This is a genomic window from uncultured Streptococcus sp., from assembly GCF_963545685.1.
GTDB lineage: Bacteria > Bacillota > Bacilli > Lactobacillales > Streptococcaceae > Streptococcus.
Window position 1 is genome coordinate 1 of sequence record NZ_CAUUKN010000037.1, and the last position, 14506, is coordinate 14506.

General features: G+C 38.7%; 16 protein-coding genes. 15 read left to right on the forward strand and 1 reads right to left on the reverse strand.

Annotation, left to right across the window (positions count from 1 at the left end; genetic code table 11):
* Window positions 1-70: 70 nt before the first annotated feature.
* Complete coding sequence (locus RWZ99_RS07015) at window positions 71-853, reverse strand: protein-ADP-ribose hydrolase (RefSeq protein WP_314677363.1); 783 nt, start codon at window positions 851-853, stop codon at window positions 71-73.
* Between the two features lie 195 nt (window positions 854-1048).
* On the opposite strand from RWZ99_RS07015, the gene trxA reads away from it, so the two are divergent.
* The 15 genes from trxA to gap all read left to right on the forward strand — a co-directional run bounded on the left by trxA (window position 1049) and on the right by gap (window position 14397).
* Window positions 1049-1363, forward strand: coding sequence for a thioredoxin (gene trxA, locus RWZ99_RS07020; RefSeq protein ID WP_002884315.1), 315 nt, complete (start codon window positions 1049-1051; stop codon window positions 1361-1363).
* A gap of 60 nt (window positions 1364-1423) precedes the next feature.
* Window positions 1424-1855 (forward strand): CoA-binding protein, encoded by a 432-nt coding sequence (locus RWZ99_RS07025; protein WP_314677369.1) that lies wholly within the window; start codon window positions 1424-1426, stop codon window positions 1853-1855.
* Window positions 1856-1966: 111 nt separating this feature from the next.
* The gene (locus tag RWZ99_RS07030; protein ID WP_314677372.1) at window positions 1967-2743 is read left to right on the forward strand and encodes a TatD family hydrolase; all 777 of its coding nucleotides are present in this window, start codon (window positions 1967-1969) and stop codon (window positions 2741-2743) included.
* Window positions 2736-3296: a ribonuclease M5 gene (rnmV, locus tag RWZ99_RS07035; RefSeq protein ID WP_314677374.1), complete on the forward strand. Its 561-nt coding sequence runs from the start codon at window positions 2736-2738 to the stop codon at window positions 3294-3296. Before RWZ99_RS07030 ends, rnmV begins: the two co-directional genes overlap by 8 nt.
* A gap of 143 nt (window positions 3297-3439) precedes the next feature.
* Window positions 3440-4312: a 16S rRNA (adenine(1518)-N(6)/adenine(1519)-N(6))-dimethyltransferase RsmA gene (gene rsmA / locus RWZ99_RS07040; RefSeq protein ID WP_314677377.1), complete on the forward strand. Its 873-nt coding sequence runs from the start codon at window positions 3440-3442 to the stop codon at window positions 4310-4312.
* Between the two features lie 175 nt (window positions 4313-4487).
* Window positions 4488-5360, forward strand: a complete 873-nt coding sequence (gene rsgA, locus RWZ99_RS07045; RefSeq protein WP_314677380.1) for a ribosome small subunit-dependent GTPase A — start codon at window positions 4488-4490, stop codon at window positions 5358-5360.
* A 7-nt stretch (window positions 5361-5367) separates the two neighbouring features.
* The gene (gene rpe, locus RWZ99_RS07050; RefSeq protein ID WP_314677382.1) at window positions 5368-6027 is read left to right on the forward strand and encodes a ribulose-phosphate 3-epimerase; all 660 of its coding nucleotides are present in this window, start codon (window positions 5368-5370) and stop codon (window positions 6025-6027) included.
* Window positions 6020-6652: a thiamine diphosphokinase gene (locus RWZ99_RS07055; protein ID WP_314677385.1), complete on the forward strand. Its 633-nt coding sequence runs from the start codon at window positions 6020-6022 to the stop codon at window positions 6650-6652. Before rpe ends, RWZ99_RS07055 begins: the two co-directional genes overlap by 8 nt.
* Window position 6653: 1 nt before the next feature.
* Entirely contained in the window at window positions 6654-7928 is a 1275-nt protein-coding gene (gene rmuC, locus RWZ99_RS07060) for a DNA recombination protein RmuC (RefSeq protein ID WP_314677386.1), read from the forward strand.
* The gene (locus tag RWZ99_RS07065; protein WP_314677388.1) at window positions 7918-8859 is read left to right on the forward strand and encodes a 3'-5' exoribonuclease YhaM family protein; all 942 of its coding nucleotides are present in this window, start codon (window positions 7918-7920) and stop codon (window positions 8857-8859) included. The genes rmuC and RWZ99_RS07065 overlap by 11 nt, the downstream gene beginning before the upstream one ends.
* A gap of 94 nt (window positions 8860-8953) precedes the next feature.
* The gene (purR, locus tag RWZ99_RS07070) at window positions 8954-9775 is read left to right on the forward strand and encodes a pur operon repressor (RefSeq protein ID WP_314677391.1); all 822 of its coding nucleotides are present in this window, start codon (window positions 8954-8956) and stop codon (window positions 9773-9775) included.
* A gap of 227 nt (window positions 9776-10002) precedes the next feature.
* Entirely contained in the window at window positions 10003-10416 is a 414-nt protein-coding gene (gene rpsL / locus RWZ99_RS07075) for a 30S ribosomal protein S12 (RefSeq protein WP_002884809.1), read from the forward strand.
* A gap of 18 nt (window positions 10417-10434) precedes the next feature.
* On the forward strand, window positions 10435-10905 hold the full coding sequence (gene rpsG, locus RWZ99_RS07080) for a 30S ribosomal protein S7 (RefSeq protein WP_002884746.1): 471 nt from the start codon (window positions 10435-10437) through the stop codon (window positions 10903-10905).
* 212 nt (window positions 10906-11117) lie between these two features.
* On the forward strand, window positions 11118-13199 hold the full coding sequence (gene fusA, locus RWZ99_RS07085; RefSeq protein ID WP_314677396.1) for an elongation factor G: 2082 nt from the start codon (window positions 11118-11120) through the stop codon (window positions 13197-13199).
* Between the two features lie 187 nt (window positions 13200-13386).
* The gene (gene gap, locus RWZ99_RS07090; RefSeq protein WP_314677397.1) at window positions 13387-14397 is read left to right on the forward strand and encodes a type I glyceraldehyde-3-phosphate dehydrogenase; all 1011 of its coding nucleotides are present in this window, start codon (window positions 13387-13389) and stop codon (window positions 14395-14397) included.
* The last annotated feature ends 109 nt before the right edge of the window (window positions 14398-14506 follow it).

A 14506-nucleotide genomic window follows, 5' to 3' on the forward strand; every position in this document is an offset into this window, starting at 1 on the left:
AGATTTTCAACAGGAGTGTTTTTCTTGTGTCTCATTTTTGGGGGCTAGTACCCAGTTTTGATTTTCTTTTTTATTTTGCAAGGAGATCTTGATAAATATTTAAATTTTCATCATCAAAGACGTTAAAAATAACTTTTTTAACAATTTCGGATTGATCAATAAAGGATGTTACAGTTTTAATTGCGATCTCTGCTGCTTTTTGTTTTGGAAAATTGAAATCGCCAGTTGATATACATGGTATGGCAATTGATTCTATCTTGTTTTTTTCAGCTAGTGCTAATACTGAAAGATACGATTTAGTCAAAAGATCTTCGTCAATTGGTGTTAGTTGGTTTTCAATTTTTGGACCAACTGTATGTATAACAAAGGCAGAAGGGAGATTGTAGGCAGGGGTTATTTTGGCCATTCCTACTGGTTCTTCATATCCTTGTTCTAAGATGAGTTCGAAACAAGCTTGACGTAACTGGACACCTGCATATGTATGAATAGCATTATCAACACAATTATGAAGTGGTTTCATACATCCAAGTAAGGTTTTATTTGCTGCATTTACAATGGCATCTACTTCCAGTCTTGTAATATCCCCTTTCCAGAGATAGATTCTCTTATCTTGAGGAATGGGCTGGAGAGAGTTGAGTTGTACAATTCCTCGTTCCCCTTTTCTAACTTGTAGGTAAAGGTCTTGGATGGTCAAGAATTGAGTTGATGCTGCCATTGGTTTACGTGTATTAAAGAGGGCTCTTAGAAGTTTCTGCTTTTCTTCAAGTTCTTCTGGAATAATCAAATCATGTAATTCTAGATTTTCTTTTTTTAGTTCACCTATGAGATAGGTAATCATTGCATCTTTATCCATATTTACTCTTTTCTATTTTTTTAGTTTATTTATTATTATACTCCCAAGGTATTCTATGGGCAAGTGATGTCTATGATAGGCAATGATTAATATTTGATAAGAAATTCTTATGTATGTATCAAATTCTTGCAATGACCTTTAGAATCATATAGAATAGGTCTACAAAAGTTTTATAATATCTAGGAGGATGATTAAATGACACAAGTAGTAACAGATGCTACATTTGAACAAGAAACAGCTGAAGGACTCGTCTTGATTGATTTTTGGGCAACTTGGTGTGGGCCTTGCTTGATGCAAGCACCAATTCTTGAGCAACTTTCTGAAGAGATTTCAGAAGATGAACTAAAGATTGTGAAGATTGATGTTGATGAGAATCCAGAAACAGCACAAAAATTTGGAATTATGTCTATCCCAACTTTGTTATTTAAAAAAGATGGTGAGGTTGTTAAGCAAGTTGCAGGTGTACATACAAAAGAACAAATTAAAGCTATCGTTGCTGAGCTTAGCTAAGTAATCATCGCAATTTCATTTAGGGAGAGTTTAGTTTATTCGAACGATGAGGAGAGTCCAATGTCTTATTCATTTCAAAATCCTAGTTCTGAGGTTATCGAATCTTATTTAAAATCAGCAAAGACTATTGCAATCGTTGGTCTATCTCATCGTAAGGAGGCAGCATCTTATCAGGTTGCGCATTTCCTACAAGCTGCTGGTTATCGTATCATTCCAGTGAATCCCAAACTAGAAGGTCAAGAGCTTCTAGGAGAGCATGTCTATGCTTATCTTAAGGACATCCCGTTTTCAGTAGATATTGTTGATGTTTTTAGACGCAGTGAGTATTTACCAGATGTTGCTTATGATTTCCTTGAAACGAACGCCAAAGTTTTTTGGAGTCAAATTGGTCTTGAAAATGAAGAGGCTGAGACTATTCTTCGTCAGGCTAATAGACAGGATATTGTAATGAATCGTTGTACAAAGATAGAATATATGAGACTCTTTGTTTAATAAGATGAAAAAGTGAGTGAGTTTAGTACTGGCCCTAAAAGTTAGACAGAAAAAAATCTAACTTTTAGGGTGCAGTTCACTAAGCTCGCTCCTTTTTGTTATAATAGACCTATGATTGAAATTTTTGATACGCATACCCATCTTAATGTGGATAATTTTGCAGGAAAAGAACAAGAAGAAATAGATTTTGCAGCTGAACTTGGTGTCGTTAAAATGAATATTGTTGGTTTTGATAAAGCGACAATTAAGAAGTCTTTAGCACTATCAGAGCAATACGACCAGCTATATAGTACAATCGGATGGCATCCTACAGAAGCAGGATCATATTCTCAGGAAATTGAGGATATGATTGTATCACAATTGGAAAATCCGAACGTAGTGGCACTTGGCGAGATTGGTTTGGACTATTATTGGATGGAAGATCCTAAGGAGGTTCAGATTGAGGTCTTTAAGCGTCAAATAGCCTTGTCAAAGGAACACAATTTGCCTTTCGTTGTACACACACGTGACGCACTTGAGGATACTTACGAGGTCATTAAAGAAGTTGGGGTTGGTCCTTGTGGTGGGATTATGCACTCATACTCAGGTTCCCTGGAGATGGCTCGAAAATTTGTTGAGCTCGGTATGATGATTTCATTTTCAGGTGTAGTAACTTTTAAGAAGGCTTTGGATGTTCAAGAAGCTGCTCAGTACTTACCATTAGATAAGATTTTAGTTGAGACAGATGCACCGTATCTAGCACCTGTGCCAAAACGTGGTCGTGAAAATCGTACAGGATATACACGTTACGTAGTAGACAAGATTGCTGAGCTTCGTGGTTTAACAAGTGAAGAAGTTGCAAGAGCTACTTATGACAATGCGATGAGGATTTTTGGTCTGAATGAGTAAAATAAAAATTCAAGAAGTTATCGTCGTAGAAGGCAAGGATGATACGGCAAATTTGAGACGTTTTTATGAGGTGGATACCTATGAGACTAGGGGCTCTGCTATTAATGAGGATGACTTAGAGCGTATTGATAAGCTTAATGACTTACGAGGAGTGATTGTTTTCACAGATCCAGATTATAATGGAGAACGTATCCGGAAAATTATCATGGAAGCAGTTCCGACAGCAAAGCATGCTTTTTTAAACCGTGGTGAAGCAAGTCCAAAATCTAAGACAAGAGGTCGTTCCTTGGGAGTCGAGCATGCAAATTTTGAAGATATTCAGAAGGCACTGGCTGGAGTTCTAGGTAGTTACGATGATGATAATCAGTTTGATATCAGTAAATCAGATCTTATGAAGTTAGGACTTCTAATGGGATCGGATAGCCGTAAACGTCGAGAATATTTGGGGGAAGCGCTTCGTATTGGTTATTGCAATGGAAAGCAGCTTTTAAAACGTTTGGAATTGTTTGGAATTACTTTAGAAGAACTTGAAGATGCTATGTCGAATTACTAGGGCTACTAGTGTTCTTAGAAATGAAGGAGTCGCTCAAGTTGCTGCTAAATAGTTTATTTTAGCAGTTGAGATAATTAAGAATCTGATTTAATTTTGAATCAATGTAACAAGAATCCTGATATTAAAATAAGAAAAGAGAATAAATGAGAATTGCAGATTATAGCGTGACCAAGGCAGTCCTTGAACGTCATGGTTTTACCTTTAAGAAGTCTTTTGGACAGAACTTCTTAACAGATACAAATATTTTACAAAAGATTGTTGATACGGCAGAGATTGATAAAAATGTCAATGTTATCGAAATTGGGCCAGGTATTGGAGCATTAACTGAATTCTTGGCTGAAAATGCTGCGGAAGTTATGGCGTTTGAAATTGATGAGCGATTGGTTCCGATTTTGGAAGACACTCTGCGTGATCATGATAATGTTAAAGTGATTAACGAAGACGTTCTCAAGGCAGATTTACAGACTCGTGTCAAAGAATTTGAAAATCCAGATCTACCAATTAAGGTCGTAGCCAACCTACCATACTATATTACGACACCAATTTTAATGCATTTGATTGAGAGTAAGATTCCTTTCGCAGAATTTGTTGTTATGATGCAAAAAGAAGTTGCTGATCGTATTTCAGCTGAGCCTAATACCAAGGCATACGGTTCTTTATCAATTGCAGTGCAGTATTATATGACTGCTAAGGTGGCATTCATTGTCCCTCGTACAGTTTTTGTGCCAGCCCCTAATGTTGACTCAGCAATTTTGAAGATGACACGCCGTGAGCAACCTTTGGTTGAAGTTAAAGATGAAGATTTCTTTTTCCGTGTAGCAAAGGCTGGTTTTGTGCATCGTCGTAAGACACTTTGGAATAATTTAACAAGTCATTTTGGTAAGTCTGAAGAAGTTAAAAACAAGCTTGAGCAGGCTTTGGAAAATGCAGCTATAAAACCTTCTATTCGCGGAGAGGCACTGTCTATTTCTGATTTTGCACGCCTCTCAGATGCTTTGAGAGAAGCTGGCCTATAATTCAAATATCCCGCTGACATTCAGTGGGATTTTAGCTATGCGGAGAAAGGGAGTTGAATCCTCACGCTTGAAAAAACACAAGGAGTTTAAGGAAATGGGAATGTGGTTTGTTTTGGATCAGAAAAGCACCTTATTTTATGGTATAATAAGGCTATTAAACGAATGAGGAGTTCACTTGCAAGGAAGAATTATCAAAGCACTGGCAGGTTTCTATTATGTAGAGCATGATGGTGTTGTTTACCAGACGCGTGCACGAGGAAATTTTAGAAAAAAAGGTCAAACGCCTTATGTTGGAGATTTTGTTGAATTTTCAGCAGAGAAAAACTCAGAAGGGTATATCCTTAAAATTGGTCAACGTGTCAATAGTTTAGTACGTCCACCTATTGTCAATATTGATCAGGCTGTGGTTATTATGTCTGCTAAGGAACCAGATTTCAATAGTAATCTTTTGGACCGTTTTTTGGTTTTATTAGAACACAAACATATAAAACCTCTAATCTATATTTCTAAGATGGATTTGCTTGAAGATGATTCGGAGATGAAGACAATTCAAACACAGTATCAACGAATTGGTTTTGATTTTGTCTTCAGCTTGGAAGAACTATTGCCTCTCTTGGCTGATAAAGTCACAGTCTTCATGGGACAGACTGGTGTAGGAAAATCGACTCTGCTGAATCGTATTGCCCCGCAGTTAAATTTAGAAACAGGTGAAATTTCGGACAGTCTAGGTCGTGGTCGCCACACGACCAGGGCTGTGAGCCTTTATGATGTTCATGGTGGGAAGATTGCTGATACACCTGGTTTTTCTTCACTAGACTATGAAGTGGATAATGCAGAAGATTTGAGTGAAGCTTTTCCAGAAATTCGTCAGGCCAGTCATGGCTGTAAGTTCCGTTCTTGTACCCATACTCATGAACCTTCTTGTGCAGTTAAAGATGAAGTGGAAAATGGTCAAATCTGGCAAGTTCGTTATGATAATTACCTTCAATTTTTGAGTGAAATTGAAAACCGTCGCGAAACATATAAAAAAACCATCAAAAGAAAGTAGGTCCCTCATGTCATATAAAATTGCTCCATCTATCCTAGCTGCTGATTACGCTAATTTTGCTTCAGAATTGGCTCGTATTGATGCATCAGGCGCAGAATATGTTCATATCGATATCATGGATGGCCAGTTTGTTCCGAATATTAGTTGGGGAGCAGATGTGGTTGCTAGCATGCGTAAACATAGTAAGTTGGTTTTTGATTGTCATCTTATGGTTGTTGATCCTGAGCGTTATGTGGATGCTTACGCACAAGCTGGTGCAGATATCATGACTATTCATGTCGAAGCTACTAAACACATTCATGGTGCTCTTCAGAAGATTAAAGCTGCTGGTATGAAAGCAGGTGTTGTCATCAATCCTGGTACACCAGTTGAGGCACTTATTCCAGTGCTTGCTTTAGTGGATCAAGTACTTATTATGACTGTAAACCCAGGTTTTGGTGGTCAGGCTTTTATTCCAGAAATGATGTCTAAGGTAGAACAGGTCGTTGAGCTTCGCCAAAAAGGTGGCTATTCATTCGATATTGAAGTTGATGGTGGTGTAGATAACAAAACCATTGCAGCATGTGCCAAGGCAGGAGCTAATGTTTTTGTAGCGGGCTCTTACCTTTTCAAAAATCATGACTTGACTGCACAAGTTCAAACGCTTCGTGATGCTATCGATGCCTAAAATAGCTTTGTTTGTCGGTGGTGAGCTAGAATGGTTCACTACCGATTTTGATTATTATGTTGGGGTGGATCGTGCTTGTTTGCGATTAATGGAATCTGGTTTACCTCTTGATCTGGCTGTCGGTGATTTTGATTCCGTATCTCAATCGGAGTTGGAGGCGATTCAATCAACTGCTAAAGTTTGTAAGATTGCTCTACCTGAAAAGGATGACACGGATACGGAGTTGGCTTTGAAAACTATTTTTCAAACCTATCCTGAAGCTGAAGTGACTGTTTTTGGTGCTTTTGGTGGCAGGATAGATCATATGTTGTCAAATGTATTTCTAGTCAGCGATCCGCAATTAGCTCCTTATATGAATCGTATCTGCTTGCGAGATAAGCAAAATAAAATTACTTATTGTTCAGAAGGCAGACATGAATTTTTTCCAGAACCTGATATGACCTATATTTCCTTTTTACAGGAAGGTGCTGGAGAACTGACGATTTTGGGAGCAAAATACGAATTAACCAGTAGAAATTATTTTCAAAAAAAAATCTATTCCAGCAATGAATTCGTTGATGGTCCAATTCATGTGACGGTACCAAATGGATATGTGATTATCATCCAGACTAAAGATAGGATGTAGTATGATTTACCTACTTACGCTTTTAACTTTTTTAAGCCTAGGGCTTTTGGTTGTTCTCTACTTGAAGAATGTGGAGTTAAAAGAACAGCTTAACAAGAGTCTGGAAGAAAATGCAGATAATCTTTCAGATCAAATTTCTTTTCAGTTAGAAAATTTTGGTAAAACAAACCAACTCGAAACGACAAAGCAATTGAACCAATTGCAGATGGAACTTTATCAACAATTGACAGATATTCGCGAGGTTTTGCACCAAAACTTGTCCGATAACCGAGATCGTTCTGATCAACGCCTAGAGCAAATAAACCAAAGCCTGACGAAAGCTGTTAGGGATATGCAGGATTCTAATGAGAAACGTTTGGAACAAATGCGTCAGACAGTTGAAGAGAAACTGGAACAAACTTTACAAACGCGTTTACAAGCGTCTTTTGAGACGGTTTCAAGACAACTGGAGTCAGTCAACCAAGGTTTGGGGGAAATGAAGAATGTTGCTAAGGATGTTGGGAGCCTCAACAGGGTCCTTTCAAATACAAAAACACGTGGTATTCTGGGAGAACTTCAATTAGGACAAATTATTGAAGATATACTAACGGTTAATCAGTACGAGCGAGAATTTCCTACAGTATCAGGTTCAAGTGAACGAGTTGAATACGCAATCAAGATGCCAGGGAATCACAAAGACGAATATGTCTACCTCCCGATTGATTCTAAGTTTCCCCTAGAAGATTACTATCGTCTGGAAGATGCTTATGAGTCTGGCGATAAAGAGCAGATTGAGAGTCGTCGTAAGTCACTTTTGACCAGCATTCGACGATTTGCCAAGGATATTAATAAGAAGTATCTTAATCCACCTGAGACCACCAATTTTGGTATATTATTTTTGCCGACGGAAGGACTTTATGCTGAGGTGGTACGACAGCCAGCCTTCTTTGACGCCCTTCGTCGCGAGGAGAATATTGTAATTGCAGGACCATCAACATTATCTGCACTCTTGAATTCATTGTCTGTAGGATTTAGAACTTTGAATATTCAAAAGAATGCGGATGATATTAGTAAAATTTTAGGCAACGTCAAATTGGAGTTCGGTAAGTTTGGAGATATGCTTGCTAAGGCTCAGAAACAATTGAATACGGCAAGTAAAACAGTCGATAGTCTTCTTAACACACGAAGCAGGGCAATTGTTAGAGCGCTTGATAACATTGAAACCTACCAAGATAGAGCGACACAAAGTTTGTTGGATTTACCACGATTAGAAAACGAGGATGAGCATGAAAATTAATCAAATGAAAAAAGATGAGTATTTTGAAGGCTTTTATCTGATCAAGCGTGCAGAAGTACGTAAGACACGAGCGGGAAAGGACTATATTGCCTTTACCTTCCAGGATGACTCCGGTGAGATTTCAGGAAATTTATGGGACGCTCAGCCTTATAATGTTGAAGAATTTACAGCTGGTAAGGTAGTTCATATGGAAGGACGTAGAGAGGTTTATAATAATACTCCTCAGGTCAATCAAATTACCTTGCGACTCCCTTCATTTGGTGAGCCAAATGATCCGGCTGACTTTAGGGAAAAGCCACCGGTAAATCCATCCGAAGTGCGTGAATATCTTGAGCAGATGATTTTCAAAATAGAGGAAGCTACATGGCAACGTGTGGTCCGTGCCCTTTATCGTAAGTATAACAAGGAGTTTTTTAGTTTTCCTGCTGCTAAAACCAATCACCATGCCTTTGAAAGTGGCTTAGCTTATCATACAGCGACTATGGTTCGCTTGGCTGACAGTATTGGAGATATTTATCCAGAGCTAAATAAGAGTCTGCTCTTTGCAGGAATTATGCTACATGACCTAGCTAAGGTCATTGAATTGACTGGTCCTGAAAATACAGAATATACCGTTCGTGGAAACTTGATTGGTCACATAGCCTTGATTGATGAAGAAATTACCAAAGTTCTTGTTGAGCTTAATATTGATGACACACGTGAGGATGTTGTCGTTTTGCGACATGTTATTTTAAGTCACCACGGGCAATTGGAGTATGGAAGTCCAGTTCGTCCTCGCATCATGGAAGCAGAGATTATTCATATGATTGATAATCTAGATGCTAGTATGATGATGATGACGACAGCGCTTAATCTCGTAGAACCAGGAGAGATGACTAATCGTCTATTTGCGATGGATAACCGTTCCTTTTATAAGCCAAAATTTGATTAGAATCGAAACTAAGCGAACATTTAATCTGAAAATGTTCGTTTTTTACTGTATTATGGTATAATGGTTAAAAAGTACAGAAAATATAGGTAAACTAATGAAATTAAAACGAAGTGAGCGTATGGTAGTGATTTCAAACTACCTGATTAATAATCCATATCAACTAACAAGTCTTAACACCTTTGCAGAGCGTTATGAAGCTGCCAAGTCTTCAATCTCAGAAGATGTTGCTATTATTAAAAAAGCTTTTGAAGAAAGTCAAATAGGGGAAATCGAAACAGTAACGGGTGCCTCTGGGGGTGTTATGTTTACACCAACTATTTCTGATGAAGATGCAAGAAGTCTAGTTGAAAATCTTTGTGAACGCCTTGCTGAAAGTGATCGTATCTTGCCAGGTGGTTATCTCTATCTATCTGATCTATTGAGTACACCATCGATTTTGAAAAATGTTGGTCGTATTATTGCTAGTGCTTTTAAAGGGCAAAAAATTGATGCTGTAATGACTGTTGCGACAAAAGGAGTTCCTTTGGCAAATGCAGTGGCAGATGTCTTGAATATTCCATTTGTTATTGTTCGTCGTGATCTGAAAATCACAGAAGGGTCAACAGTCTCAGTAAACTACGTCAGTGGCTCAAGTGATCGTATTGAAAAAATGTTCCTTTCAAAACGAAGTTTGAAACCAAACAGTCGTGTTCTTATTGTTGACGATTTTCTTAAAGGTGGCGGCACTATTACCGGTATGATTAGCTTGCTTTCGGAATTTGATAGTGAGTTGGTGGGTGTAGCTGTATTTGCAGAAAATGCTAAAGGTGATCGTGATATCCATGAATATAAATCCTTACTAACGGTGTCTGACATTGATGTGAAAGCACAGAAGGTTGAAGTTGAAGTGGGTAATATATTCGACAAGAACAAGTAAATAATCTACGATATTATTCCTAATTTAACGATTAGGAATTTTTCTTTTTTGAAAGAAACTATTGACAATAACCATCTAAAAATGGTATTATACTAAACGGTACTTTTTACTTTTGGTCTCTCAAAAGTGTACAGAGACGTGCTGACATAAGTTGCAAAAGTACACACAGATATGGGCTGTCACCAAGTGCCATATCAACCAAAAATAAAAAACACAGGAGAATGTAGATGCCTACAATTAACCAATTGGTTCGTAAACCACGTCAATCAAAAGTTGTTAAATCTAAATCACCAGCTTTGAACGTTGGTTACAACAGCCACAAAAAAGTTCAAACTAACGTATCTTCACCACAAAAACGTGGTGTTGCAACACGTGTTGGAACAATGACACCTAAAAAACCTAACTCAGCCCTTCGTAAATTCGCTCGTGTACGTTTGAGCAACCTTATTGAAGTTACTGCTTATATCCCAGGTATCGGGCACAACCTCCAAGAACACAGCGTTGTTCTTATCCGTGGTGGACGTGTAAAAGACCTTCCAGGGGTACGTTACCATATCGTCCGTGGTGCACTTGATACTGCAGGTGTAGCTGATCGTAAACAAAGCCGTTCTAAATACGGTGCTAAACGTCCTAAAGGATAAGAAGGGAGATAAGATAAAATGAGTCGTAAAAATAGAGCGCCTAAACGCGAAGTATTGGCAGATCCATTGTACAATTCAAAAATCGTTACACGTCTTATCAACCGTGTAATGCTTGATGGTAAACGTGGTACTGCTGCAACAATCGTATACGATGCTTTCGAGCAAATCAAAGAAGCAACTGGAAACGATGCTCTTGAAGTATTCGAAACAGCTATGGACAACATCATGCCTGTACTTGAAGTACGTGCACGTCGTGTTGGTGGTTCAAACTACCAAGTCCCAGTTGAAGTTCGTCCAGAACGTCGTACAACTCTTGGTCTTCGTTGGTTGGTTAACGCATCACGTGCGCGTGGTGAACACACTATGAAAGATCGTCTTGCAAAAGAAATCATGGATGCTGCAAACAACACTGGTGCATCAGTTAAGAAACGTGAAGATACTCACAAAATGGCTGAAGCTAACCGTGCCTTTGCTCACTTCCGTTGGTAATCATAAGATTCAAGCTGAATTACAGTCATATATTCATAAACTAAGGTTATGGATTTGTAATAGGCTATCTTTGAATTCAAATAATATAGTTCATATCATTTGAAAACCAGTTAAATATTAGTGAAAAAACGGGTAGGTCCTGCCTATCCGTTTTTTGACAATAATGTTATAATAAATAAGTAAACTAAAATTTTTATAGGAGAATAAACCTAATGGCACGCGAATTTTCACTTGCAAAAACTCGTAATATCGGTATCATGGCCCACGTCGATGCCGGTAAAACAACTACAACAGAGCGTATCCTTTACTACACTGGTAAAATTCACAAAATCGGTGAAACTCACGAAGGTGCATCACAAATGGACTGGATGGAGCAAGAACAAGAACGTGGTATCACAATCACTTCTGCCGCTACAACAGCGCAATGGGATGGTCACCGTGTTAATATCATCGATACACCAGGACACGTGGACTTCACTATCGAAGTACAACGTTCACTCCGTGTATTGGATGGTGCCGTAACTGTTCTTGACTCACAATCAGGTGTAGAACCTCAAACTGAAACAGTTTGGCGTCAAGCAACTGAGTATGGTGTTCCACGTATCGTATTTGCCAACAAAATGGATAAAATCGGTGCTGACTTCCTTTACTCAGTAAGCACACTTCACGATCGTCTTCAAGCAAACGCACACCCAATCCAATTGCCAATCGGTGCTGAAGATGATTTCCGTGGTATCATTGACTTGATTAAAATGAAAGCTGAAATCTATACTAACGACCTTGGTACAGATATTCTTGAAGAAGATATTCCAGCTGAATACGTTGATCAAGCTAACGAATACCGTGAAAAATTGATTGAAGCTGTAGCTGAAACTGACGAAGATTTGATGATGAAATACCTTGAAGGTGAAGAAATCACAAATGATGAATTGAAAGCAGCTATCCGTCGTGCAACAATCAATGTTGAGTTCTTCCCAGTTCTTTGTGGTTCTGCCTTCAAGAACAAAGGTGTTCAATTGATGCTTGATGCAGTTATTGATTACCTTCCAAGCCCACTTGATATTCCAGCAATTAAAGGTGTTAACCCAGATACTGACGAAGAAGAAACTCGTCCAGCATCTGATGATGAGCCATTTGCAGCTCTTGCCTTCAAGATTATGACTGACCCGTTCGTAGGTCGTTTGACATTTATCCGTGTTTACTCAGGAATCCTTCAATCAGGTTCTTACGTAATGAACACTTCTAAAGGTAAACGTGAACGTATCGGACGTATCCTTCAAATGCACGCTAACAGCCGTCAAGAAATCGAGCAAGTTTATGCCGGTGATATCGCTGCTGCTATCGGTTTGAAAGATACTACAACTGGTGATTCATTGACTGATGAAAAAGCCAAAGTTATTCTTGAGTCAATCGAAGTTCCAGAGCCAGTTATCCAATTGATGGTTGAGCCTAAGACTAAAGCTGACCAAGATAAAATGGGTATCGGTCTTCAAAAACTTGCTGAAGAAGATCCAACATTCCGTGTTGAAACTAACCCTGAAACTGGTGAAACAGTTATCTCTGGTATGGGTGAACTTCACCTTGATGTCCTTGTTGACCGTTTGAAACGTGAACACAAAGTTGAAGCCAACGTAGGTGCTCCACAAGTATCATACCGTGAAACATTCCGTGCAGCTACACAAGCACGTGGATTCTTCAAACGTCAATCTGGTGGTAAAGGTCAGTTTGGTGATGTTTGGATTGAATTTACTCCAAATGAAGAAGGTAAAGGTTTCGAATTCGAAAATGCTATCGTCGGTGGTGTGGTTCCACGTGAATTCATCCCTGCAGTAGAAAAAGGATTGGAAGAATCTATGGCTAATGGTGTCCTTGCTGGATACCCAATGGTTGACATTAAAGCTAAGCTTTATGATGGTTCATACCACGATGTCGATTCATCTGAAACTGCCTTCAAAATCGCTGCATCTCTTGCGCTTAAAGAAGCTGCTAAGACTGCACAACCAACTATTCTTGAGCCAATGATGCTTGTAACTATCACTGTTCCAGAAGAGAACCTTGGTGATGTTATGGGTCACGTTACTGCTCGTCGTGGACGTGTTGATGGTATGGAAGCACACGGTAACAGCCAAATCGTTCGTGCCTATGTACCACTTGCTGAAATGTTCGGTTATGCAACAACACTTCGTTCTGCAACTCAAGGACGTGGTACATTCATGATGGTATTTGACCACTATGAAGATGTTCCAAAATCTGTTCAAGAAGAAATCATCAAGAAAAATTCTGGTGAAGCTTAATTAGAAGTTTTTAAGTTAAGGTGCTTATGAAAGTAAGTACCTTTTTCTATTTGCATTTTCTTGAAAAAAATTATATAATATGACTGTTAAAAGATTAAATGAAAGCGCTCAAGTTAATCTTTTCACAATAGGGAGAGCTTGCTCTCAAAATTATATTTATTTGATTTTCATAAGGAGGAAATCACTAATGGTAGTTAAAGTTGGTATTAACGGTTTCGGTCGTATCGGTCGTCTTGCTTTCCGTCGTATCCAAAACGTAGAAGGTGTTGAAGTTACACGCATCAACGACCTTACTGATCCAGTTATGCTTGCGCACTTGTTGAAATACGACACAACTCAAGGTCGTTTCGACGGTTCTGTTGAAGTAAAAGACGGTGGATTCGAAGTTAACGGTAAATTCGTTAAAGTTTCTGCAGAACGTGATCCAGAACAAATTGACTGGGCTAACGATGGTGTAGAAATCGTTCTTGAAGCAACTGGTTTCTTTGCTAAGAAAGATGCTGCTGAAAAACACTTGCACGCTGGTGGTGCTAAGAAAGTTGTTATCACTGCTCCTGGTGGAAATGATGTTAAAACAGTTGTATTTAACACTAACCACGATATCCTTGATGGTACTGAAACAGTTATCTCAGGTGCTTCATGTACTACAAACTGTTTGGCTCCAATGGCTAAAGCACTTCAAGACAACTTTGGTGTTGTTGAAGGATTGATGACTACTATCCACGCTTACACTGGTGACCAAATGATCCTTGACGGACCACACCGTGGTGGTGACCTTCGTCGTGCACGCGCTGGTGCTGCTAACATCGTTCCTAACTCAACTGGTGCTGCTAAAGCAATCGGTTTGGTTATCCCAGAATTGAACGGTAAACTGGACGGTGCTGCACAACGTGTTCCAGTTCCTACTGGATCAGTTACTGAATTGGTAGCAGTTCTTGAAAAAGACGTTACTGTTGATGAAGTGAACGCAGCTATGAAAGCAGCTTCAAACGAATCATTCGGTTACACTGAAGATCCAATCGTTTCTTCAGATATCGTAGGTATTTCTTACGGTTCATTGTTTGACGCAACTCAAACTAAAGTTCTTGATGTTGACGGTAAACAATTGGTTAAAGTTGTTTCATGGTACGACAACGAAATGTCTTACACTTCACAACTTGTACGTACTCTTGAATACTTCGCGAAAATCGCTAAATAATTCAATTGTATAGGAAGAAGGGCTTAGGCTCTTCTTTTTATTTGAAAAAAGCAATAAAAAAGCGCAAAAAATCACTTCCTGTGCTATACTGTAATTGAAATTTTTTAGT

Bases quoted from the DNA above. Each gene is read 5' to 3' on its own strand.
- RWZ99_RS07015 (WP_314677363.1), bottom strand. From the start codon at position 853: ATGGATAAAGATGCAATGATTACCTATCTCATAGGTGAACTAAAAAAA.
- trxA (WP_002884315.1), top strand. From the start codon at position 1,049: ATGACACAAGTAGTAACAGATGCTACATTTGAACAAGAAACAGCTGAA.
- RWZ99_RS07025 (WP_314677369.1), top strand. From the start codon at position 1,424: ATGTCTTATTCATTTCAAAATCCTAGTTCTGAGGTTATCGAATCTTAT.
- RWZ99_RS07030 (WP_314677372.1), top strand. From the start codon at position 1,967: ATGATTGAAATTTTTGATACGCATACCCATCTTAATGTGGATAATTTT.
- rnmV (WP_314677374.1), top strand. From the start codon at position 2,736: ATGAGTAAAATAAAAATTCAAGAAGTTATCGTCGTAGAAGGCAAGGAT.
- rsmA (WP_314677377.1), top strand. From the start codon at position 3,440: ATGAGAATTGCAGATTATAGCGTGACCAAGGCAGTCCTTGAACGTCAT.
- rpe (WP_314677382.1), top strand. From the start codon at position 5,368: ATGTCATATAAAATTGCTCCATCTATCCTAGCTGCTGATTACGCTAAT.
- RWZ99_RS07055 (WP_314677385.1), top strand. From the start codon at position 6,020: ATGCCTAAAATAGCTTTGTTTGTCGGTGGTGAGCTAGAATGGTTCACT.
- rmuC (WP_314677386.1), top strand. From the start codon at position 6,654: ATGATTTACCTACTTACGCTTTTAACTTTTTTAAGCCTAGGGCTTTTG.
- RWZ99_RS07065 (WP_314677388.1), top strand. From the start codon at position 7,918: ATGAAAATTAATCAAATGAAAAAAGATGAGTATTTTGAAGGCTTTTAT.
- purR (WP_314677391.1), top strand. From the start codon at position 8,954: ATGAAATTAAAACGAAGTGAGCGTATGGTAGTGATTTCAAACTACCTG.
- rpsL (WP_002884809.1), top strand. From the start codon at position 10,003: ATGCCTACAATTAACCAATTGGTTCGTAAACCACGTCAATCAAAAGTT.
- rpsG (WP_002884746.1), top strand. From the start codon at position 10,435: ATGAGTCGTAAAAATAGAGCGCCTAAACGCGAAGTATTGGCAGATCCA.
- fusA (WP_314677396.1), top strand. From the start codon at position 11,118: ATGGCACGCGAATTTTCACTTGCAAAAACTCGTAATATCGGTATCATG.
- gap (WP_314677397.1), top strand. From the start codon at position 13,387: ATGGTAGTTAAAGTTGGTATTAACGGTTTCGGTCGTATCGGTCGTCTT.